Raw genomic sequence first — 21,766 nt, 5'->3', positions numbered from 1 at the left:
CGCTAGCACAGCCGCCGGATGCGGCCGACGCGCGAAGGTCACGCCGCGCGGCGGATCTCGCTGCGTGGTGCGGGACGCACGCGACGTCGCGCCTGTGGTGCGGAGCGTCGCGTCGTCGCCGCAACGACGACCGGCTCGTCCACCATCGCGCGCCGCGGCCACGCGAATCCATGCAACGCCCACCACGCGACCGCCGGCATGCCGATCAGCCACATCGGCAGCCACCCCAGCGCCGAGTCGCCCCGCGCCGCCGGCAACAGCACCACCAGCACCGTGCCCACGGCGAGCAGGGTGCAGAGAATTTCGTCGAGAACGGACAGCGGAGCGCGGGCTTCGGTCGACATGACGGCGGTCGGTGGTGGACAGGAGTCCACCATCGCGGCCGCTCATCTCACGGGCTGCGATGCCCGGCGCGGGACCGACGGACGGCTGCTTCGAAGCGGTCCCGACGCGAACGCATCGCCGCGCCCGTCGACTCAGCGCCCGTACTTGCCCAGTGACAATTCGAGGTGCGTGATCGCCTGCTGGCGCAACGCCGCGGGCTCGACGATCTCGGCGTCGGCGCCGTAATGCATGACGTCCATGAGCAGCTCGCGCTCGTTGCTGTACGGCACCTTGAGCTCGTAGCGCCCGTCCGGCAGGAACCGGCCCTGCTGCTGCGAATGCCAGTGCTCGTCGGCGACCCAGCGTGCGGACTTGGGCGAGAACAGGATCGTCGCCCAGCCCTTCGGTGCGCCGCTGAAGATGCCGTAGCTCGACGACAGCTGGCGATCCAGTTCCTCGTCCGGCACGTCCTTGGCGGGCTCGTCAGAGACCTTGGCGCTCTGCACACGATCGACCGCGAAACTGCGCAGCGCTTCGCGCTCGTGGTCCCAGGCATCGAGGTACCAGTTCTCGCGGTAATGGGTGAGGCGCTGCGGCGAGACGGTGCGACGGGTCTTCTCGTCGGTCGAACGCGCGCGATAGTCGAACACCAGCTGGCGACGGTCGAGCACCGCGGTGGCGACGTTGCGGAAGCTCGCTTCATCCAGCCGACGACGGCGATGCGGGATGACGCGGATACGCTCGACCGGCACGCGGCGCCCACCCGCGTGCTCGCCGAGCAGCTTCTCGATGCGCTGCTGCAGTGGCGCCAGCGCGTTCGACAGCACGCCGCCGCCCGAGCGCACCAGCAACTGCTGGGCGGCGAGCAGCGAATAGAGTTCTTCCGACGACAGCCACAGGCCCGGCAGCTCGAAGCGCGTGCCGTCGCTATGGTCGTAACGGAAGCCGGCCTCGCCATTGCCGACGACGGGCGCCATCAGGTAGTCGCGCAGGTAGGCGAGGTCGCGGTAAACGGTGGCGCGCGAGCACTGCAGCTCTTCCTGCAGGCGCTGCACCGTCACCGGATAGCGCGAGGCGCTGAGGATGCGGTGCAGGGCGTGGATGCGTTCGATGCGTTCCATCAGGGATCAATCTCGGAGCCGGCTGCGACTAAGGATGGCACCGCGCGCAGGTCAGCGGCTAGGGCCGGGACGGCGCAGTCTCGGCGTAGCGGCGGGCGCGGGGTGTGAAGCAGTGCGGCGGGGACGCACCGGCTCTCGGGCACAATGTCGCGATGCGAGGCCCTTCCGAACCGGTGATCGATACCTCCCCGACACCGGGCGACGAGGTCCGCACCACCACCTGCTACATGTGCGCCTGCCGCTGCGGTATCAAGGTGTGGCTGCAGGACGGTCGGATCCGGTACATCCAGGGCAACCCCGAGCACCCGGTCAACAAGGGCGTGCTGTGCGCCAAGGGCTCGGCGGGGATCATGCAGCACTACTCGCCGGCGCGGCTGTCACGGCCGCTGCTGCGGGTGGGCGAGCGCGGCTCGGGCGAGTTCAAGGAAATCTCGTGGGACGAGGCGCTCGACCTCGCGACGTCCTGGCTCAAGCCCATCCGCGAACGCAATCCGGACGAGCTCGCCTTCTTCACCGGCCGCGACCAGAGCCAGGCCCTCACCGGCTGGTGGGCGCAGCAGTTCGGCACGGTGAACTACGCCGCGCACGGCGGCTTCTGCTCGGTGAACATGGCAGCGGGCGGGCTCTACACGCTCGGCGGCAGCTTCTGGGAATTCGGCGAGCCCGACTGGGAGCGCACGCGCTACCTGATGCTCTGGGGCGTCGCCGAGGACCACGACTCCAACCCGATCAAGCTCGGCCTGGGCCACCTCAAAGGCACGGGCGCGAAGATCGTCTCGGTCAATCCGGTGCGCACGGGCTATGGCGCGATCGCCGACGAGTGGATCGGCATCCGCCCCGGCACCGACGGCCTGTTCGCGTTCGCGCTGATCCACGAGCTGCTGCGCACCGACCGCATCGACCTCGACTACCTCGTGCGCTACACGAATGCGCACTGGCTGGTGATCCACGATCCGGGCGCGCCCGATGACGGCCTGTTTGCGCGCGATGCCGACGGTCGCACGCTGTGCTTCGATCGCGCGACGTCATCGCCGGTCGACGCGAATGCGATCGACGTGCAGCCCGCGGTCGTCGGCGAGTACACGCTGGCCGATGGCCGCACCGCGGTGCCATCGTTCCACCTGCTCGCCGAGCGCTATCTCGACGCGCATTACTCGCCTGATGCGGTGAGCGAGCGGTGCGGCATTCCGGCCGACACCATCCGCCGCATCGCGCGCGAGCTCGCCGAGAACGCGTTCGACCACGAGATCCGCCTGCCGGTCGCGTGGACGGATGCGTGGGGCCGCGAACACAAGGAGATGGTCGGCCGCCCGGTGTCGATGCATGCGATGCGCGGCATCAGCGCGCACAGCAACGGCTTCCACACCTGCCGCGCGCTGCACGTGCTGCAGCTGCTGCTCGGCGCGGTGGATACGCCGGGCTCGTTCCGCTATCAGCCACCGTTCCCGAAACCGATTCCGCCACCGAACCGCCCGGGGCGCACCCGCCAGGCCAATGGCGTGCTCGACGCCGCACCGCTCGGCTTCGTGCACGGGCCGGAAGATCTCGTCGTCGACGAACACGGCCAGCCGCGCCGCATCGACCACGCGTTCTCGTGGGGCTATCCGCTGGCCGCGCACGGGATGATGCACACCGTCATCCGCAATGCGTGGGCCGGCGAGCCTTACAAGATCGACACGCTGATGATGTTCATGGCGAACATGGGCTGGAACTCGTCGATGAACACCGCGGAGACGATCGGCTGGCTCACCGACAAGGACGAGGCCGGCGAGTACCGCATCCCGCACATCATCTACGCCGACGCGTTCTCGTCGGAAACGGTCGCCTATGCCGATCTCGTGTTTCCCGACACGACCTATCTCGAGCGCTTCGATTCGATCTCGCTGCTCGACCGCCCGATCTCCGACGCGGACGGTGCCGCCGATGCGATCCGTCATCCGCTGTTCGATCCCGCCACGCAGCACGACGCCGACGATCGCCCGCGCGACGTGCGCGGCTTCCAGAGCGTGCTGATCGAACTCGGCGCGCGGCTCGGCCTGCCCGGCCTGGTCAATGAAGACGGTTCGTCGAAATACCGCGACTACGCCGACTACATCGTCCGTCACGAACGCGCGCCGGGCGTCGGCCTGCTCGCCGGCTGGCGCGGTGCGGACGGCACGCTGGAAGCCAAGGGCGCCCCCAACCCCTCGCAGCTCGACGCCTATATCGCGAATGGCGGCTTCTGGCGCAGCGAGATTCCCGAACACGCGCGCTTCTACAAGATGGCCAACCGCGGCTATCTGGAATGGGCGCAGGCGATGGGCTTCGTCGGCAGCACGCAACCCATCGTGCAGCAGCTCTATTCGGAGACGCTGCAGAAGTTCCGTCTCGCCGCGCAGGGGCATGGCGCGCACGTGCCGCCGGCGGAGCATCGCGAACGCGTCGCCACCTATTTCGATCCGCTGCCGATCTGGTACGAGCCATTCGAACACGCGGAACTCGGCGACGCCGCGGCACGCGATTTCCCGCTGAGCGCGATCACCCAGCGGCCGATGTTCATGTACCACGCCTGGCATTCGCAGAACGCGTGGCTGCGGCAGATCGCGTCGCGCAATTACCTCTACCTGCATCCGCACACCGCGTCGCAGCACGGCATCAAGGACGAGGACTGGATCGACGTCACCTCGCACCACGGCACCATCACCGTGCAGGCGCGCACCGCGTCGAACGTGCAGCCCGACACGGTGTGGACGTGGAACGCGATCGGCAAGCGTCGCGGCGCATGGAAGCTGCCGAAGGACACGCCGGAAGCCACCAAGGGCTTCCTGATGAACCACCTGATTTCCGACATCACGCCGCGCGGCGACTACGCCAACGCCGACCCGGTCACCGGCCAGGCCGCGTGGTTCGACCTGCGTGTGCGCATCGCGCCCTCCGCGTCGCACGACGCGCTGTCACATCCACAGTTCGCATCCCTGCCACACGCACCGGTCGATGATTCGCCGTTGCGCTACGGCGCCGAATTCCGCCGCGAACGCGACACCCGCGAGGCCTCATGACACCGCGCAAGATCATCGGTTACGCGCTCGTCGCGCTGGGCTTCCTGCTCATCATCCTGCTCGGCTACGGCGTGATCGAGCCGTTCGGCAATGTCGCCGATGCGCGCGATGTCGGCGATCTCATGCGCGTGGTCGCGCCGAGCTTCCTGATCCCGTTCGCGATCTTCCTGGTCGGCGTCGGACTCGCCCGCGGAGGACGTCGCCGGTGACCATGCTGCCGCCGCCGACGCCCAAGAAGCTCGGGCTGGTCATCGACCTCGATACCTGCGTCGGCTGCCATGCCTGTGCGGTGAGCTGCAAGGAGTGGAACGCTGGCGGATTCGCCGCGCCTTTGCCGGATGAGAAGCCCTACGGCGATGCGCCGACCGGTGTGTGGTTCAACCGCGTGCACAGCTACGAGCTGGCGGCAGTGCTGGTCGACGACGCGCCGCTTGCTGCGCCGTCGGAATCCGATACGTCGATGCGCGACGCCGGCCATCTCGGCGATTTCGACCGCAGCGTCAGTCTCGACGCCGCGCGCGCGCAGCCGGCGCACCCCGACAGCGCGGACGCGGCCCTCGCGAAGCGCGCCTGCGGCTCCATGTCGATCGCCGCCGAAGCCGCGCAGCCGGCGATGACGCTGCACTTCCCGCGCTCCTGCCTGCACTGCGAGGAGCCTGCGTGCGTCACCGTCTGCCCGACCGGCGCGAGCTACAAGCGCGCGGAAGACGGCATCGTGCTGGTCGACGAGAGCAAGTGCATCGGCTGCAAGCTGTGCTCCTGGGCCTGCCCGTACGGCGCGCGCGAGTACAGCAGCGTCGAAGGCGTGATGAAGAAATGCACCCTGTGCATCGACCGCATCTACAACGAGAACCTGCCGGAAGCTGAGCGCCAACCGGCCTGCGTGCAGGCCTGCCCGACGCGCGCCCGTCACTTCGGTGATCTCGCCGATCCCGAGTCGAAGGTGTCGAAGCTGGTCGCCGAACGCGGCGGCGTCGACCTGATGGCGTCCCTTGGTTACAAGCCGACCAACAAATACCTGCCGCCGCGGCCGCGTCGCGCGGCGGCGACGTCACCCGCGCCTGCCGAGGCCCTCGACGCGAAGGCGTTGCCGCCGGTGTTGCGCTGGCTCGATCGCGTGCTGTCGCGTTGATCGACTCCATCGACGCCTGCGCCGCTCCGACTGACTTGCACCGACGCTGACATGCACCCTGCCCTCTCCGTCATCTTCTTCACCACGCTCTCGGGCCTCGGCTACGGCCTGCTGGCGTGGAGCGGTGTCGCCGCGCTGATCGGCACGTCACCGCGTGCGTTGCTCGCCGCGCTCGTGCTCGGCGTGCTGACGTCGACGGTCGGCCTGCTCTGTTCGGTCGGTCATCTAGGCAAACCGCTGCGCGCATGGCGAGCGTTCTCGCAGTGGCGGTCGTCGTGGCTGTCGCGCGAAGGCGTCGTGTCGCTCGCGACCTTCGTACCGGCGCTGCTGCTCATCGCCGCATTCGCGCCGCGTCTTTTCGCGATCGACCTCGGCAGCGCTTCGCTGGCCAGCGGCATTGTGCTGGCGGCGGCCGCCGGGCTGGTGGTCGTCGGCGCGCTCGCCACGGTGTACTGCACGTCGATGATCTACGCGTCGCTCAAGCCGATTCCGGCGTGGACGCATCGCAGCGTACCCGCGGTGTACGTGCTGTTCTCCGGGGTTTCCGGCGGTCTCGCATTCCTCGCACTGCGCGCGATCTTTGGCGCGACGCCGTCGCGAATGACGCTGCTGCTCACGATCATCGGCCTGGGCGCGCTGGCGCTCCTCAAGGCCCGCTACTGGTCCGCGATCGACACCACGCCGCTGCCCGTCACGCGCGGTGACGCGATCGGCCTGCCGGCGCGCGAGGTCAGCGTGTTCGAGCGCCCGCACACCGAAGGCAACTTCGTGACGCGCGAGATGGTCTTCGTGCTCGCCCGCAAGCATGCGGCGGTGCTGCGGGCGATCGCGATGATCGCATTCGCGACGCTGCCGGCCCTCGCGCTCGCGATCTCGTGGATGCTGCCGGCGGCGTCGAGTGCGTTGCTGATCATCGCGACGCTATCGGTGCTGGCCGGTGCGTTCGTCGAGCGCTGGCTGTTCTTCGCCGAAGCGCGCCACGTGGTATCGCAGTACTACTGAGCCGTGCGCGTGACTCTATTGAGCCGCCGCCCCCTTCTGACAGGAGCAGTGCGATGACCTCCGACGAACAGGCGATCCGCGCGCTCATCCAGCGCTGGCATGAGGCGACGGCCGCCGGCGACGTGGACGCCGTCGCCTCGCTGATGGCCGACGATGCGGAATTCCTCGTCCCGGGCCGCGAACCCATGAAGGGTCGTCGCGTGTTCGAGGCCGGTCTGCGCGGATTGCTGGAGACGCATCGCATTACCTCGACGGGCGACGTGCGCGAGGTGCAGGTCTCCGGCGATCTCGCCATTGCGGTCACGCACCTGTCAGTTCGCGTTGCGTCGCTGGGCGCAGGTGACGCCACCGAACGCAGCGGCTACGCGATGTCGGTGTTCCGCCGCGACGTCGATCGCCAGTGGCGCCTGGTCCGCGACGCCAACCTGCTGGCAGCACCGGGCTGACGCCGTCGTGCTGGTCCGGGACGCGCGATCAAGCCGCGTCTCCCGATCACATCACGACACGAACGGCCCTGTGTCCGGTTCCGCCGACGCCGCGATCAGGTCCGCAGCGCCGCGCGCGAGCAGTTCGCGCGCAACGAGTTCGCCGAGCGCCTCCGGCGTGTCGATGCCGCCGTCGGCCGACGCGCGCACGTGGCGGCCATCGATCGCGGAACCCACCAGGCCTTCGAGGTGCATGCGTGTTCCGTCCAGCGTGGCGAATGCTGCGACGGGCACATGGCAGCTGCCGTGCAATGCGCGGTTCATCGCGCGCTCGGCGTCGACGCAGGCGCGCGTGGCCGCATCGTTCAACGCATCGAACAGCGCGAACGTCACGGCATCGTCGCTGCGGCATTCGATCGCGATCGCACCCTGCGCCGGGGCGGGCAGCCAATCGGGTGCGGCGAGACGCGCACGGATGCGGTAGTCGAAGCCGAGGCGCTGCAGGCCTGCACAGGCGAGCACGATCGCGTCGTAGTCGCCGGCGTCGAGTTTGGCGAGACGCGTGTTCACGTTGCCGCGCAGATCGCGCAGAACCAGGTCGGGGCGGCGCGCGCGCAGCTGGGCCTGACGGCGCAGCGACGACGTGCCGACGACGGCGCCTTCCGGCAACGCGTCGATGTCGTCGAAACGACTGCTGACGAAAGCGTCCGCATAGTCCGCGCGGGTCAGGATCGCCGGCAGTGCGAAGCCCGGCTCCAGCTCCATCGGCACGTCCTTGAGCGAATGCACCGCGCAGTCGGCCTCGCCGCGCAGCATCGCGAGCTCGAGTTCCTTGAGGAACAGGCCCTTGCCGCCGATCGCGGCCAGCGAGCGGTCGAGCACTTCATCGCCGCGCGTGCTCATCGGCACGAGTTCGACGGTCAGGCCGGGATGCGCGGCGCGCAGGCGCTCGGCGACGTGTTCGGTCTGCCACAGCGCGAGCGGGCTCTTACGGGTGGCGATGCGGAGCACGCCGGGCGTGGACGAAGTCATCGCGGCATTGTCGCGGATCGGGCGTCGCGGCCCAACCGTCGCTGCGTCAGCGCGGGCGGCTCTGGATCAGCCCGAGCATCGCACCGGCGAGACCGAGCAACAGCGCGCCGGCCACCGGGTGGTGCCGCATCGCGCCCATCATCGCGCCGCAGACGCCGCCGGCCATCGCCCCGATCAGCACGAGGAAGACGCGTGCAATGCCCCGGTTCTGCGCGGCTGCGTGGGTATCCGCCTCCTGCTGGAGGCGATGCAGGGTCATCACGTGTTCCGCCGCGGCTTCGGCGGCGGCGGGGTCGAGGCGCCGCGTTGCGCGGTGGTCGGTCACAGGTGCGCGAGGCGCTCCCGCAGCGAGGCCACGCAGCGTCGGCTGACTTCCAGCGGTTGCCGGCCGTGGCGCAGCACCGCCTGGACGTGACCATCCGGGCTGCGCTTGAGTTCGACCAGCTCGTGACGCGCGACCAGGCAGTTGCGGTGGATGCGTACGAAGCGGTCGCCGAACTCGATCTCCAGCGAGCGCAGCGATTCCTCGATGAGGTCCTCGCCACGCGCGTGGTGCACGACGACGTACTTCTCCTCCGCCTGGAGGTAGTGGATGTCGTCGATCGGGATCAAACGCAGCGAGCCGCGCAGGCGCGCGCACAGGTGCGTGCGCTTGCGCGACGAGCCATCGCCGTTGGTGCGCACCGACGTCAGCCGGCGCACGCGATCCAGCGCGGCCGCAAGGCGCTCCGGACGCACCGGCTTCACCAGGTAATCCAGCGCCTCGGCTTCGAACGCCGACACCGCATGCGCGTCGTACGCCGTGCAGAAGATCACGGCCGGGCGCGGCTCGCTTGCGGCGAGATGGCGCGCGGTTTCCAGTCCGTCCATGCCCGGCATCGACACGTCAAGCAGGACCAGGTCCGGATGATGTTCGGCGCAAGCCTGCAGCGCCTGTGTGCCGTCCGCCGCCGTCGCGACGACCTGCACGCCGGGCTGCTCTTCGAGCAGCGCGCGCAGGCGGTCGCGAGCCAACGGCTCGTCCTCGGCAACCACTACATTCAGCGTATCCACGTACCCCTCCGCCGATACCCCCGGGACTGATAGTAGCGTTCCCGAGCGTCCGTGGAAGATGCGCGTCAGCGGTTTTCTGAATCCGTCGCCAGAACGCGGTCGAACCACCCGCGCAGGGCGTCGATTTCCTCGAGGCAGACCTGGTGCTGCATCGGGTAGGCATGGAAGTCCACGGCGAAGCCCAGCGCGCGCAGGCGGCGCGCGGCGTCCTCGCCCGCGGCGTAGGGCACCACCGGATCCTGGCGACCATGCGCGACGAACACGGGCTGCGCGCGCGCGGCGACGGGCGTCTCGTCCAGCCGTGCGAGTGCATCCGTGCCCAGCGGCAGGTAGGTCGACAGCGCGACCAGCCCCGCCAGCGGCTCGGTGCGACGCAGGCCCGCGGCCAGCGTCACCGCGCCGCCCTGCGAGAACCCGGCCAGCACGATGCGCGATGCGGGCACACCGCGCTCGATCTCGAGCGCGATCAGTGCTTCGACGCGCGCGACCGATTCGTCGACACCCTTCGCATCCGCGCGACCGGTGAGATCGAAGCTCACGATGTCGTACCAGGAGCGCATGCGCATGCCGCCGTTGATCGTGACCGGCTGCACGGGCGCGTGCGGGAACACGAAGCGGATCGCCGGCCACTGCGGACGCACGAGTTCCGGCACCAGCGGCACAAAGTCGGTGCCGTCCGCGCCTAGGCCGTGCAGCCAGATCACCGACCAGCGCGGCGAATCGCCGGTTTCCTTCTCGATGCGTTCGGGCAGATCCAAGGCGCGTTTCCGGTGCGACGGGAGGCGGACTATAGCGGCCTCAGGCAGCCATGCGGGCACACGACTCCGCGCAGCGCCGGCAGGCCTCCGCGCAGCGGCGCATCGTGGCGTCGTCGGCGATGCGTTCGCAGGATTCGGCACACCGACGGCAGATCTCCGCGCAGGCCCGGCAGGTGTACACGTGCACGTCAGCGCCGCGCAGCATCGCGTCGGCGCTGGTGCGGCAGATGTCGGCGCAGGTCGCCATGAGCGTGAGATGGTCGGGCGATGCGTGCTGGCCGCCGCGTTCGAGGCAGTGCCGCAGCGTCTCGACGCAGCGGGCGTGGCAGTCGGTGCAGTTCGCGATGCAGTCGTCCATCGCGACGTCGCGTGGGGCAGTTGCTTCCATGGCGAGTGTTCTCGATCGGGGGACAGCCGACTCTCGCTGTCCCGCTGTCGCGTTCGCGTCGATGCGTCCGCCCGCCAAAGCACGACGCCCCGGACAAGCGGGGCGTCGGTGGCACACGTGACGCGTGAAACTTACTTCGACTGCACCGAGATGTCGTCGATCAGGAACGACGTCGCCACCTGCGAGCCCTCCACGCCTTCGAAGTACACGCGCACGGTCTGGCCGCGGTAGCTCGAGACGTCGAACGTCTTCTGCACGTAGGTCGACCCCTTGTTGAGGTTCGAGTACGTGGCGAGCGTGGTCAGCACGGTGTTGCTGCTGTTGCGCAGCTGCGCCTTGACGGTGTCGTAGGCGGTCGTGGTCGTCGTCTCGTCGCTGACCACGCGCAGCCAGAACGAAAGCGTCACGGTGGTCGCCGTCGACGGGATGGTGATCGTCTGGTAGCCGTAGTCGGTACTGGCCGAACCGTAGCCGTTGAGCCACAGCTTGTAGGTGCCGCCGTGCGCCGCGTAGGTGCTGCTGCTGGTGATGTCGCCGCTCGTGGCCGACCACGACGTGGTGCCGGACTCGAAGCCGCCGTTCTTGATCAGCTCGGTCGCGGTCGTGCTGTTGCTGACGGAGAAGCCGACGCCGGTCGATGTGCCCACGTTGCCCGCCGCGTCGTAGGCCTTCGCGGTCAGCGTGTGCGAGCCGTTGGTGAGCGTCGTCGAATCCAGCGTCATCGAATACGGCGAGGTCGTGTCGTTGCCCTTCAGCGTGCCGTCGACGTAGAACTCCACCTTCGACACGCCCACGTTGTCCGATGCGCTCGCCGATAGTGTGATCGTGCCGCTCGTGCCGGATTCCGATGCGCTCACCGTCGGCGCGGTGGTGTCGCCGGTGGTGTTGCTCACGCTGAAAGCCACGCTCGACGATGTGCCGACGTTGCCGGCGGCGTCGTAGGCCTTGGCGACGAGCGTATGGCTGCCGTTCGCGAGCGTGGTGGAATCCAGCGTCGTCGAATACGGCGAGGTCGTGTCGCTGCCCTTGAGGCTGCCGTCGACGTAGAACTCCACCTTCGACACGCCGACGTTGTCGGACGCGGTGGCCGACAGCGTGATCGTGCCGCTGGTGCCGGATTCGGACGCGGTCGCGGTCGGCGCGGTGGTGTCGCCGCCGCCCGTGCCCTGCGTCACCCACACCGGCGCCGACCACAGGCGCAGGCCGTTCGCCTGCGTGATCTGCGCGTAGTAGAAGTGGTCGCCCGTGGCCGGGGTAATCGTGGTCGTGTCGCTGCCTTCGAAAAGCTGCGTCACCGTGCCGTTGCGACCCGGCACGCCTTCGAAGAACTGCACGCGCTGCGCGGTCTGGCCGCTGGTGCTCGCGTAGTTGGCGGTGAGCGTGAGCGCGCCGCTGTTGTTGAACGACTCGCCCATCACGTGGCCGTTCGCGGTGAGCACGAGCTGGCCGGTGCGGTCTTCCGTCGCGAACGTGCGGCGGGCCTTCAGCGCGTCGTAGAAGTTCGTGGTGTTGAGCGTCGCGCCGTTGGCGAGCAGCACGCCGGTGCGGTTGGTGAACGACAGGCCCCAGTTCGCGCAGTGGTTGTCCTGGTCGCTGGCCGGCGCGACCTTGTAGCCGCGCTCGAGCAGGATGTTCCACGCGCCCTGGTAGCTGCTGCGGCCGGTTTCGGTTTCGGTGGTGTTGGTCGAGAACGCCGACGAGTTCAGCACTTCGGCCAGCACCATGACCTGCGCGCCGTTGGGGTCGTAGCCCAGCGGGGTGCCGTTGACGAGGAACTGCCCGCTCGTGGCCGGGTGGTTGAACATGCCGATCCAGCCGCGCGACTTCATGGTCGAGTACAGCGCGGGGTAGTCGCTCTTGGGCGTGTTCACTTCGCCGATCAGCTGGCCCGACGAATTCGTCTCCCACTCGGCGAGCGCGTCGACGTTGAGCAGGTTGAGGTGGCCGCCGTTGCTGATGACGCCCCACTCCAGCCCGTACAGCGCGAGGAAGGTGGGATGCGCGGCCCGGTAGTTGCTCGCCAGCGTCAGGCCGCTCTTGAACAGATTGATCGCAGTGGTGGGGTTCGCGCTCGCGTTCGTGCCCGTCGAACCGTCGAACATGTGGTTGTGTTCGGACGTGAGCAGGAAGTCGCCGTGCGCCTGGTTCTGCATCATGGTGTAGGCGTCGGTCGGACCCATGGTGCCCGCCTGCGGGTTTTCCGCACCGCTGCACGACGCCAGAGGCGTGCCGCCGTCGCTGTGGTTGGTCTGGCTGTGCAGGTTGCCGTAGTACACGGTGTAACCGAGGCCGCCGGTGGCCGGCACCGCCTGCGCGACCAGCGACTGCGACGGCGCGGCGGCCGACTGCGCACCCACCCGCAGCGGAACGCGCGCGGTCATGCGTGCCGGCGCGACGCTGCCGACCTGCACGTCGTAGCTCTGTTCGACGGTTTCGTCGCCGAACAGGCGGAAGGCCTCGTCGATGCGCGCCGCGATCGGACGCGTGTCGGCGGCGTCGACGACGGTCGGCACCGCGCGCAGGCGCAGCGTGTAGTACCCCGCCGCCGCGGCACCGCCCCGCTGCAGGCCGCCGTTCCACGTCGCCGGCACCACGACATGACGGCCGCCGAGCTTGGTCAGGCCGCGGTCGCTGGCGACGACCTGGCCGTTCGGCGCGACCACGTCGAGCGTCCACGCTGCGGCGGTGCGATCGCCCGCGCCCGGGTAGTCGAAGTGCAGCTGGATCGGGAAGCGTCCCGCCTGCGCGCGGAAGGGCGCGGCGATCGAAGCGTCGAACTCGTAGTGATCGGGGTGGCCGAAATCGGTGGCGGACGCGGCGGAGGCCACGGCGAGCGCGAGCGCGGCGACGAGGGCGGATCGGGTCATGAAGGGGAGTCCGGGAGGAGGAGGTCCGCATCCATGCGCAGGAAGTCCTGGCGCGCGATGGTCGGGGCGGTCGGCGCTACTTTCGTGACGGCGTACGCGCTTTCCGACGAACGGCGTCCTCAAACTCGATCGGACGCCGTTTCTAGCGCACGAAAACCCGAGATGTCGTGGTTTCGCGTGTCAGCCGGCTTCGTCCCCGGCGAAGCCACCGCCACCCGTGCCGCTGCGATGCAGCACGGCGTCGCGCCGATGGAATCGACTGCCCACGGGCACCAGGCGGCCACGGCCGGTTCACGCAATCGCCACGGCCCTCCGGAGACGGTCACACCCGGGGCGCGGCGTCCGCCGCGTCCTGACACGCCGGCCGGGCCTTCGCATGGACACGAATGCACCTCCGTCGCCGCTCGCGCATCTGGACCACGCCGCGACGGCCTTCCTGCAGCGCATCGCCGCATCGGCGCGCGACTACCTCAACGCGCATGTGAGCTTCGTGGCCGAGGTCGCCGAGGCCGAGGTCGTGCGGGCGACGGCCGGCCCCGCCGCGGCCGCGGGACTGCCCGTCGGCGCGCGCTTCGAGCTGGAGGACACGTACTGCCATCGCGTGTTGCAGGGTCGGCTGCCCGAGGTCATCTACGACGCCCGCGTCGATGTGCGCACGCGCGACATCCCGCTTACCGAGCGTCTCGGCATCGAGTCCTACATGGGCGTGCCGGTCACGCTGCGCGACGGTCGCGTGCTCGGTACGCTCTGCTGCATCAACTTCCCGCCCGAACCCGATCACCGCGCCCGCGATCTCGGCTTCATGCATTTCCTCGCCGCACTGGTCGGCGATGAACTCGGCGAGTCGCTGCGCGCGCACGATCTGCGCATGCAGCGGCACGAGGCCGTCCATGCAGTGCTGCGCGCAGGAGGCCCGCGCATGGTGATGCAGCCGATCGTGCCGCTGGACGGCGGGCGCGCGATCGGCGCCGAGGCCCTCGCCCGCTTCGACCTGCCCGTCCACGCGACGCCGGACGTCTGGTTCCATGAGGCGCACGCCGTCGGCCTCGGCATCGATCTCGAACTCGCGTCGGTGCGCAATGCGCTGCCGCTGCTGCAGCGGCTGCCGCGCGACACTTTCCTGTCGCTCAACGCATCGCCGGACACCGTGGCACACGCGGATTTCGCCGACGCGATCGCGCGCGTCGATCCCTCACGTCTCGTCATCGAGATCACCGAGCACGCGGCGGTCGACGACTATCTGCCCGTGATCGACGCGGCGACGCGGCTGCGCAATGCGGGCGTACGCATCGCGATCGACGACGTCGGCGCGGGCTATTCCAGCCTGCGCCACGTGCTGCAGCTCGCCCCCGACATCGCCAAGCTCGACATGAGCCTGACCCGCGACGTCGATCGCGACCCGGCGAAACAGGCACTGGTCGCCGGCATGATGGCGTTCGCGATGCGCACCGGCGTGGCCGTGGTGGCGGAAGGCGTGGAAACCGCGATGGAGGCGCAGGCACTGCGTGAGGCGGGCGTGCGATTCGCGCAGGGTTTCGCCTTCGGCGCGCCCGGCAACGCGCTGCACTGATCGCGCGTCAGGACGCCATGGCCGACGTATCGACGTCGACCACGCCCGGTAGTCGCGCCAGCAGTTCGTCGGCGGGCAGCGGCCGCGAGAAGAGCCAGCCCTGACCGAACGGCACGCGCCAGCTCAGGAGAATCGCGGCCTGTCCTTCCTGTTCGACGCCTTCGGCGACCATGCCAAGCGACAACCCGCGCGCCATCTCGACGATGTGGAACGCGACGTGGCTGGTCACCGCGTCACTGCCCACCGTGTCGACGAAGGCCTTGTCGATCTTCAGGGCGTCGAGTTCGAACGTGGTGAGTTCGGCCAGGCTGGAATAGCCGGTACCGAAATCATCGATGGCGACCAGCAGCCCGAGGTCGCGCATGCGCCGCACCATGTCGCGCGCGCTGAGCGTGTTCGCGAAGGCGCGCTCGGTGACCTCCACGTGCACCTGCTTCGGTTGGACGCCGGTGCGCCGCAGCAACTCGCGCAGCAGATCCAGCGTGCCTTCGCGATGCATGTCCTGGGGCGAGAAGTTGATCGACAGGAAGAAGCCGTCCTCGCGCGCCGCCAGCTGCGCGAGCGTCGGCTCGACGAGTTCGATCACGCGCTCGGTGATCGCCGAAATCAGTCCGGCCTCCTCCGCCACCGGAATGAACAGATCCGGCCGCACCAGGCTGCCGTCCGGGCGTCGCCAGCGCAGCAGCACTTCGGCGCCGACCCAGCGCCGATCCGATAGACGCACGATCGGCTGGTAGACGACGTGGAACTCGTTGCGCACAAGACCGGAGCGGATCGCCGCGGCCGCCGACATCTGCTGGCGCGCGAGGTGGTGCGTCGTGTACGCCAGCACCAGGCCGAGCGCGAGGCCGATCGGCACCAGCACGCGCGCCATGCGGATGAGCGCGCCGTTGTAGTTGCCCGCATCCAGTGACGCGATCGCCATCACGTCGTAGTTCCTCGAACGGTACTGCGCGATGGTGCGTCCGCGCACGTTGAACGTGCGATGCGCGCCGGGGGCCAGAGCGGCCGCGTCGTGCATCCACGCACGGTCGAACCGCCCGCGGGTCGCCAGCACGCGGCCCGTCGACACCGACGCCACGGCAAGCGACACGCCCGGCTCGACCACCGTCGAGTCGACCGGCAGCGACTTGTGCACCACCGCCGCGAACCGTCCGTTGTCGATCACGATGAAGCGCTGCGGGGCCGCGAAATCGAGTTGTACGTTCTGGCGGACGCGCGCGCGCGTGGCGGACACGTAGTCGACCGGCCCCAGCGCGATCGGCGGATCGTGCAGCCCGTACGACGAGCAATAGATCGCGTCGCCGCGCACCAGGCCGATCAGCTGGATATAACTCGAGCCGACGTCGATACCCTGCAGCACGGCGTGCACGGCCGGGCCGCAGGACGCGACATCCGGGGTGGCCGCGAGTCGACGGAACGCCGCGCCGATCTGGTCGCCCGCGTCGTCACTCCGGCGCAGCACGTCGCTGGCGTAGATCGACGCGCGCCGCGCCTGGTCCACGCGCGCCTGTTCCCGCGCCAGCAACAAGGACAGCACGACCGGCACGGCGACCGCCGCCACGACCAGCGCGACCGCGAACCACACCATCCTCGAACGACCGAGTCCCAGTGACGTCATGCCCGTCCTTTCGTTCGTCGCGACGGCCTCCCCGCCCTCGCGTCTCGCCGCATCATGCCGATACCGGCTGCCGTATGCGTGTGACGGGTCGACGTCGTGCATGTGTCGAACGACGTCACCGGCAGGCCACGCGAGAACGTTCGCTTGAGCTTCGTGTGACGCCAGCGAGCCTTGAGCGCCCGGCAAGCGGACGCGCCGGTCGCCGGTGGCGACGCTCGTGCACGGTTCGCGCGGACCGCATAGCGCCGTGCTGCACTGCGCAACGAAGCGGCGGCGGGCTGCTGGAGATCACCGCCGCTCGGAACCACCGCTTGCGGCCGATCTGTAGCGAGGTCTCGCACAAGACGGGGTTGCCGACGCGCCATGACCCGCTTCACGCGCATAGCTCGCCGCTATGGGAGCGATCGGAACATTCGATTTTCGAAATGGGCGCAAGCGGCCTAGGTTTAGCAGATCGATGACGCGGCGCTTCTTTCGCGCGGCGCATCCTGCGGCGCGCCACGGCGCGTCGAAGCCGATGACGCCGCGACATCGCGCATCGCCGAACTCCCCACGTGCCGGCCCCCCGGCATGCCTTCGTGCAACGCCACAGGAGATGAGCCGCAATGAACGTCGAAGCGAAGTGCCCGGTCGCGCATCACCGCAAGCCGACGCGCAACAACGCCGCGTGGTGGCCCGACCAGTTGAACCTGGATGTGCTGCACCAGCACGCCAATCTCTCCGACCCGATGGTCGAGGGCTTCGACTACAAGGCGGAGTTCCGCAAGCTCGATCTCGATGCCGTCGTGAAGGATCTGCGCGACCTGATGACCGACTCGCAACCCTGGTGGCCCGCCGATTACGGTCACTACGGTCCGTTCTTCATCCGCATGGCCTGGCACGCCGCCGGCACGTATCGCATCTTCGACGGCCGCGGCGGCGCGCGTTCGGGCGAACAACGCTTTGCGCCGCTCAATTCGTGGCCCGACAACGGCAACCTCGACAAGGCGCGCCGCCTGCTGTGGCCGATCAAGCAGAAGTACGGCAAGCGCCTGTCGTGGGCCGATCTCATGATCCTCGCCGGCAACGTCGCGATCGAATCCATGGGCGGGCCCATCTTCGGCTTCGGCGGTGGACGCGAGGACGTGTGGGAGCCGCTGCCGATCGACTGGGGCCCGGAATCCACCTGGCTCGGCGACGAGCGCTACAGCGGCGAACGCGAACTCGCGCATCCGCTGGCGGCCGTGCAGATGGGCCTGATCTACGTGAACCCCGAAGGCCCGAATGGCGTTCCCGATCCGGTCGGCTCCGGCCGTGACATCCGCGACACCTTCGGTCGCATGGCGATGAACGACGAAGAGACTGTCGCGCTCGTGGCGGGCGGTCACACGTTCGGCAAGTGCCACGGCGCGGGGCCCGCATCGCATGTCGGCAAGGAGCCGGAAGGTGCGAATGTCGAAGAACTCGGTCTGGGCTGGCGCAGCTCGTTCGAATCCGGCATCGGCGCACACACGATCACCAGCGGCCTCGAAGGCGCGTGGACCGCGACGCCGACGCGATGGGACATGGAATATTTCGAGACGCTGTTCGGCAACGAGTGGGAACTCACCAAGAGCCCGGCTGGCGCGCACCAGTGGAAGCCCAAGGGCGATGCCAATCGCAACGTGCCCGACGCGCACATCCCCGGCAAGTTCCATCAGCCGATGATGACGACCGCCGACCTCGCGATGCGCTTCGATCCGATCTACGAAAAGATCTCGCGCGACTACATGGCCAATCCCGCGAAGTTCGCCGACGCGTTCGCGCGCGCGTGGTTCAAGCTCACGCATCGCGACATGGGCCCGAAGGTGCGTTATCTCGGCAAGCTGGTGCCGAAGGAAGACCTGATCTGGCAGGACCCGATTCCCGCCGTCGACCATCCGCTGATCGATGCGAACGACATCGCGTCGCTGAAGGAGCGCCTGCTCGATTCCGGGCTGTCGATCCCGCAGCTGGTGAAAACCGCCTGGGGATCCGCATCGACGTTCCGTGGCAGCGACCTGCGCGGCGGCGCCAACGGCGCACGCATTCGCCTCGCACCGCAGAAGGACTGGCCCGCGAACGAACCGGCCGAACTCGCGAAGGTGCTGTCGACGCTGGAATCGATCCAGCGCGATTTCAACGGCGCAGCGTCGGGTGGCAAGAAGGTGTCGCTGGCGGACCTCATCGTGCTCGGTGGCAGCGCAGCGGTGGAAGCCGCGGCACGCAAGGGGGGACACGACGTCACCGTGCCGTTCGCACCGGGCCGCATGGACGCGACGCTCGAACAGACCGATGTCGATTCGTTCGAGGTGCTTGAGCCCGCCGCCGATGGCTTCCGCAACTACGCGCGTCCCGACACGCAGGCGTTTGCCCCCGCCGCGCTGATCGATCGCGCCAATCTGCTGATGCTTACCGCACCGGAAATGACGGTACTGGTCGGCGGCCTGCGCGCGCTGGACGCGAACACCGGCCACACGCCGCACGGCGTGTTCACCCAGCGCCCCGGCACGCTGTCGACGGATTTCTTCACCCACCTGCTCGACATGCGCACCGCCTGGAAGCCATCGGAGTCCGATGCCGGCGTGTTCGAAGGCCGCGATCGCGCCTCGGGTGAATTGCGTTGGACCGCCACCCTCGTCGACCTGATCTTCGGCTCGAACGCGCAGTTGCGCGCGCTGGCCGAGTTCTATGCCGCGAGCGACGGCGAAGCGGATTTCATCCGGGACTTCGTGGCTGCGTGGACGAAGGTGATGAACCTCGATCGCTTCGACCTCGTGTATCGACAGGCGGCGTAAAGCCAATTCACGTCGCAACCGAAAAGCCCGGCCCCAGCCGGGCTTTTTTCGTGGTGACGCAACGGGTGGACGTGCGGCATAGACTGCACATCCGTTCCCCACGGCCACGGCGATGTCACGTCTTCAGGACATGCTCGGTGTCGAGCTGCCGGTCATCCAGGCGCCGATGGCAGGCGTGCAGGATGAAACGCTGGCGATCGCTGCCGCCAACGCCGGCGCACTCGGTTCGATGCCCTGCGCACTGCTGGGCTCCACGCAACTGGACACGGCGCTCGAGCGCTTCGCGACACTCGACGCGCCGATCAACCTCAACTTCTTCTGCCACGCGATGACCGCGCCGGACCCATCGCAGGAACAGCGCTGGCGTGACGCGCTCGCCCCCTACTACCGCGAATTCGACCTCGACATGCCGTCGCCGAGCACCGCCGGCGCGCGTCGTCCGATCGATACCGCGACGGTCGATCAACTCGAACGGTACCGCCCGCGCGTCATGAGCTTCCACTTCGGCCTGCCTGCGCCGGAACTTCTTGCACGCATCAAGGCATGGGGTGCGGTCGTGCTGGCGTCTGCCACGACACTCGAAGAAGGACGCTGGCTGCAGCACCACGGTGCGGACGCCGTCATCGCGCAGGGCATCGAAGCCGGCGGTCATCGCGGCCATTTCCTGACGTCCGATCTGGCGCTGCAACCGTCCACGGAGGTGCTCGTCCAAGCGCTCGCCTCCCACCTGCACGTTCCGGTCATCGCCGCGGGCGGAATTGCAGAGCGCAGCGACGTCGAACGCATGCTCGACGCGGGTGCCGCCGCCGTGCAGGTCGGCACGGCCTACCTGCTGTGCCCGGAGGCGACGACGAGCACCGTGCACCGCGCCGCACTGCGCGACGCCAGCCGGGAAACGACTCTCACCAACCTCTTCAGCGGCCGCGCGGCGCGCGGACTCGCCAATCGCCTGATGCGCGAGCTCGGTCCACTCTCCAACCTGCCGCCCGCATTCCCCTGGGCGTCGCAAGCGCTCGCACCCCTTCGCGCGTACGCCGAAGCGCGGGGACGCGATGACTTCACGCCGCTGTGGTCGGGAACGAAACGCAGGCACACCGACGACGCGCGCAGTGCGGCGCGTGTCACGCGGGACCTGGCCGGGCTGGACTGATGTCGTGCGATGCGGTGGCGGCGCAATGGGACGACGAGTCGTGGCCATGGATTACGGATGGACTGAGGCATTCTTGGACACTGTTTCCGAAGGCCATCCGCATGCGAAACGCCGTTCTCGCCCTCGTCCTCGGCATCTGCATTTCCCCAGCGTTCGCCTCTTCGGCGGCGGGGACGTACTCGGTATCGTGGCCGCGCGCCGACGACGTGCGGATTCACGTCAACGCGCAGCTTCCGACGGGCGACGACCGTCTCGGCATGGCGCAGTCGTGGCCCGGCGATGCGGAGCCCGTCGCCAGCGGCGGCTGGCCGGCACTCGTGCGCAACCTGACGGTTCGGAACCAGGCCGGCGACGCCTGCACGTTCGTGGCGAAAGGAAGCGCGGGATGGCAACTGGCACCGGCGTGCAGCGGCGCGTTGACCATTGAATACGACGTCGATTACGACAGCCTGCGCAAAGCCGGCTGGCCTGCACCGCGGGAAGCGATGTTCCGCGACGCGAACGCCGTCGCCCTCGTCGGCCGTTCGCTGTTCATCACCCGCCAAGGCACGGGTGCGGCGCGCGTGACGTTCGCGCTCCCGCGCGGATGGCACGTCGAGACGCCGTGGTCGCCGATCACGCGCGCCACGTTCATGGTGCCCTCGAATGACGATCTGACGGACAACCTGATCGCCTTCTCCGACCGAACCATTCCGCGTTGGTCGACGAAGGACGTCGACCTGCACGTGCTGACCTTCGGCGTGTGGCGCGACCGCGAAAGCACCGTCCGGCGCACGCTGCAGGACGCATTGCGTCGATACGTCCAGTCGATGCCGCTGCCACGGCGCCCGCCTTACCTCGTGATCCTGCTGCCACAGAACGACACCGGCGGTGAATCGTTCCGGGCGAGCTTCGCAATGAACGCGTTGCTGGACGGGACCCGCGAAAACGCGATGGCGTGGCAGGGCCGGCTCGCGCACGAAGTCTTCCATTACTGGAACGGCTGGCGCCTGCGCGGCGCGGACTACGCGTCCAGCCAATGGTTCCAGGAAGGATTCACCGAATACATGGCGGCGACGACGCTCCGCCAGACCGACGCCGTGTCCAGCACCGAATTCGCTGCGACCTTCGCAGAGCACCTGCGTACCGCGGGACGCCTGCAGACACCACTCGACACGCCGGGAACGCACAAGGGGCCGCCGCTCTACAGCGGCGGCGCGCTCGTCGCACTCAGCTGGGATGCGTTGATCCGCCAGTCGACGGGCGGACACCGCCGCATGGACGACGTGTTCGCTGCGCTCTGGCGAAAGACGGACCGCGGCGCACGGGCGTACACGTGGTCGGACATCCGTGCGTCACTCGACGAGGTTGCGCCGAAGGTCGACTGGGACGCGCTCTACGCCCGGTACGTGTCCGGCGACACGCGCTACACCGCCGACGAGGTGGCGTCGGCGGTCAAGGTGGTCAGCCTTCACTAGCGCGTGGGGAGACGCGTGGCGCCGGAAAACACG

The 21,766-nt window shown here is 68.7% G+C and carries 18 protein-coding genes; 9 read left to right on the top strand and 9 right to left on the bottom strand.

The window, feature by feature from the left end; genetic code table 11:
- Positions 1 to 38: 38 nt before the first annotated feature.
- Positions 39 to 344: a hypothetical protein gene (locus tag DWG18_RS14900; protein ID WP_240318550.1), complete on the bottom strand. Its 306-nt coding sequence runs from the start codon at positions 342 to 344 to the stop codon at positions 39 to 41.
- A gap of 132 nt (positions 345 to 476) precedes the next feature.
- A complete protein-coding gene (locus DWG18_RS14895) occupies positions 477 to 1,445 on the bottom strand; it encodes a YafY family protein (protein ID WP_115647912.1) in 969 nt (322 codons plus the stop codon).
- A 152-nt stretch (positions 1,446 to 1,597) separates the two neighbouring features.
- On the opposite strand from DWG18_RS14895, the gene DWG18_RS14890 reads away from it, so the two are divergent.
- The 5 genes from DWG18_RS14890 to DWG18_RS14865 are packed head-to-tail and all read left to right on the top strand — an operon-like array spanning position 1,598 to position 7,063.
- Positions 1,598 to 4,483 (top strand): molybdopterin oxidoreductase family protein, encoded by a 2,886-nt coding sequence (locus tag DWG18_RS14890; protein ID WP_115647911.1) that lies wholly within the window; start codon positions 1,598 to 1,600, stop codon positions 4,481 to 4,483.
- Entirely contained in the window at positions 4,480 to 4,692 is a 213-nt protein-coding gene (locus DWG18_RS14885) for a hypothetical protein (protein ID WP_115647910.1), read from the top strand. The genes DWG18_RS14890 and DWG18_RS14885 overlap by 4 nt, the downstream gene beginning before the upstream one ends.
- Before the next feature lie 2 nt (positions 4,693 to 4,694).
- Positions 4,695 to 5,615 (top strand): 4Fe-4S dicluster domain-containing protein, encoded by a 921-nt coding sequence (locus tag DWG18_RS15625; RefSeq protein ID WP_162823904.1) that lies wholly within the window; start codon positions 4,695 to 4,697, stop codon positions 5,613 to 5,615.
- A gap of 51 nt (positions 5,616 to 5,666) precedes the next feature.
- On the top strand, positions 5,667 to 6,617 hold the full coding sequence (locus DWG18_RS14870) for a DmsC/YnfH family molybdoenzyme membrane anchor subunit (RefSeq protein ID WP_115647909.1): 951 nt from the start codon (positions 5,667 to 5,669) through the stop codon (positions 6,615 to 6,617).
- A 53-nt stretch (positions 6,618 to 6,670) separates the two neighbouring features.
- A complete protein-coding gene (locus tag DWG18_RS14865; protein ID WP_115647908.1) occupies positions 6,671 to 7,063 on the top strand; it encodes an SgcJ/EcaC family oxidoreductase in 393 nt (130 codons plus the stop codon).
- A 51-nt stretch (positions 7,064 to 7,114) separates the two neighbouring features.
- Here DWG18_RS14865 and hemC read toward each other — a convergent pair whose 3' ends face one another.
- The 6 genes from hemC to DWG18_RS14835 all read right to left on the bottom strand — a co-directional run bounded on the left by hemC (position 7,115) and on the right by DWG18_RS14835 (position 13,140).
- Positions 7,115 to 8,074, bottom strand: a complete 960-nt coding sequence (hemC, locus tag DWG18_RS14860; protein WP_115647907.1) for a hydroxymethylbilane synthase — start codon at positions 8,072 to 8,074, stop codon at positions 7,115 to 7,117.
- A 46-nt stretch (positions 8,075 to 8,120) separates the two neighbouring features.
- Complete coding sequence (locus tag DWG18_RS14855; RefSeq protein ID WP_162823887.1) at positions 8,121 to 8,333, bottom strand: hypothetical protein; 213 nt, start codon at positions 8,331 to 8,333, stop codon at positions 8,121 to 8,123.
- A 62-nt stretch (positions 8,334 to 8,395) separates the two neighbouring features.
- Positions 8,396 to 9,118 carry a LytTR family DNA-binding domain-containing protein gene (locus tag DWG18_RS14850; RefSeq protein ID WP_115648226.1) on the bottom strand — a complete coding sequence of 241 codons (723 nt, stop codon included), beginning with the start codon at positions 9,116 to 9,118 and terminating at the stop codon, positions 8,396 to 8,398.
- A gap of 74 nt (positions 9,119 to 9,192) precedes the next feature.
- Positions 9,193 to 9,879, bottom strand: coding sequence for an alpha/beta hydrolase (locus DWG18_RS14845; protein ID WP_115648225.1), 687 nt, complete (start codon positions 9,877 to 9,879; stop codon positions 9,193 to 9,195).
- 46 nt (positions 9,880 to 9,925) lie between these two features.
- A complete protein-coding gene (locus tag DWG18_RS14840) occupies positions 9,926 to 10,273 on the bottom strand; it encodes a four-helix bundle copper-binding protein (protein ID WP_240318549.1) in 348 nt (115 codons plus the stop codon).
- Between the two features lie 131 nt (positions 10,274 to 10,404).
- Positions 10,405 to 13,140: an Ig-like domain-containing protein gene (locus tag DWG18_RS14835; protein WP_115647905.1), complete on the bottom strand. Its 2,736-nt coding sequence runs from the start codon at positions 13,138 to 13,140 to the stop codon at positions 10,405 to 10,407.
- A 376-nt stretch (positions 13,141 to 13,516) separates the two neighbouring features.
- Between DWG18_RS14835 and DWG18_RS14830 the strand changes: the two genes are divergently transcribed.
- Positions 13,517 to 14,710 (top strand): EAL domain-containing protein, encoded by a 1,194-nt coding sequence (locus DWG18_RS14830; RefSeq protein ID WP_115647904.1) that lies wholly within the window; start codon positions 13,517 to 13,519, stop codon positions 14,708 to 14,710.
- A 7-nt stretch (positions 14,711 to 14,717) separates the two neighbouring features.
- On the opposite strand, the gene DWG18_RS14825 is transcribed toward DWG18_RS14830, so the two are convergent.
- Entirely contained in the window at positions 14,718 to 16,331 is a 1,614-nt protein-coding gene (locus tag DWG18_RS14825; RefSeq protein ID WP_162823886.1) for an EAL domain-containing protein, read from the bottom strand.
- A gap of 605 nt (positions 16,332 to 16,936) precedes the next feature.
- Between DWG18_RS14825 and katG the strand changes: the two genes are divergently transcribed.
- The 3 genes from katG to DWG18_RS14810 all read left to right on the top strand — a co-directional run bounded on the left by katG (position 16,937) and on the right by DWG18_RS14810 (position 21,733).
- On the top strand, positions 16,937 to 19,126 hold the full coding sequence (katG, locus tag DWG18_RS14820; protein WP_115647902.1) for a catalase/peroxidase HPI: 2,190 nt from the start codon (positions 16,937 to 16,939) through the stop codon (positions 19,124 to 19,126).
- 112 nt (positions 19,127 to 19,238) lie between these two features.
- The gene (locus DWG18_RS14815; RefSeq protein ID WP_115647901.1) at positions 19,239 to 20,276 is read left to right on the top strand and encodes a nitronate monooxygenase; all 1,038 of its coding nucleotides are present in this window, start codon (positions 19,239 to 19,241) and stop codon (positions 20,274 to 20,276) included.
- A 101-nt stretch (positions 20,277 to 20,377) separates the two neighbouring features.
- A complete protein-coding gene (locus DWG18_RS14810; RefSeq protein WP_162823885.1) occupies positions 20,378 to 21,733 on the top strand; it encodes a hypothetical protein in 1,356 nt (451 codons plus the stop codon).
- Positions 21,734 to 21,766: the final 33 nt, after the last annotated feature.

It is taken from the genome of Lysobacter sp. TY2-98, assembly GCF_003367355.1.
Taxonomy (GTDB): Bacteria; Pseudomonadota; Gammaproteobacteria; order Xanthomonadales; family Xanthomonadaceae; genus Cognatilysobacter.
Note: the sequence above shows the minus strand (reverse complement) of the source record. Positions and strands in the feature narration are given on the sequence as shown.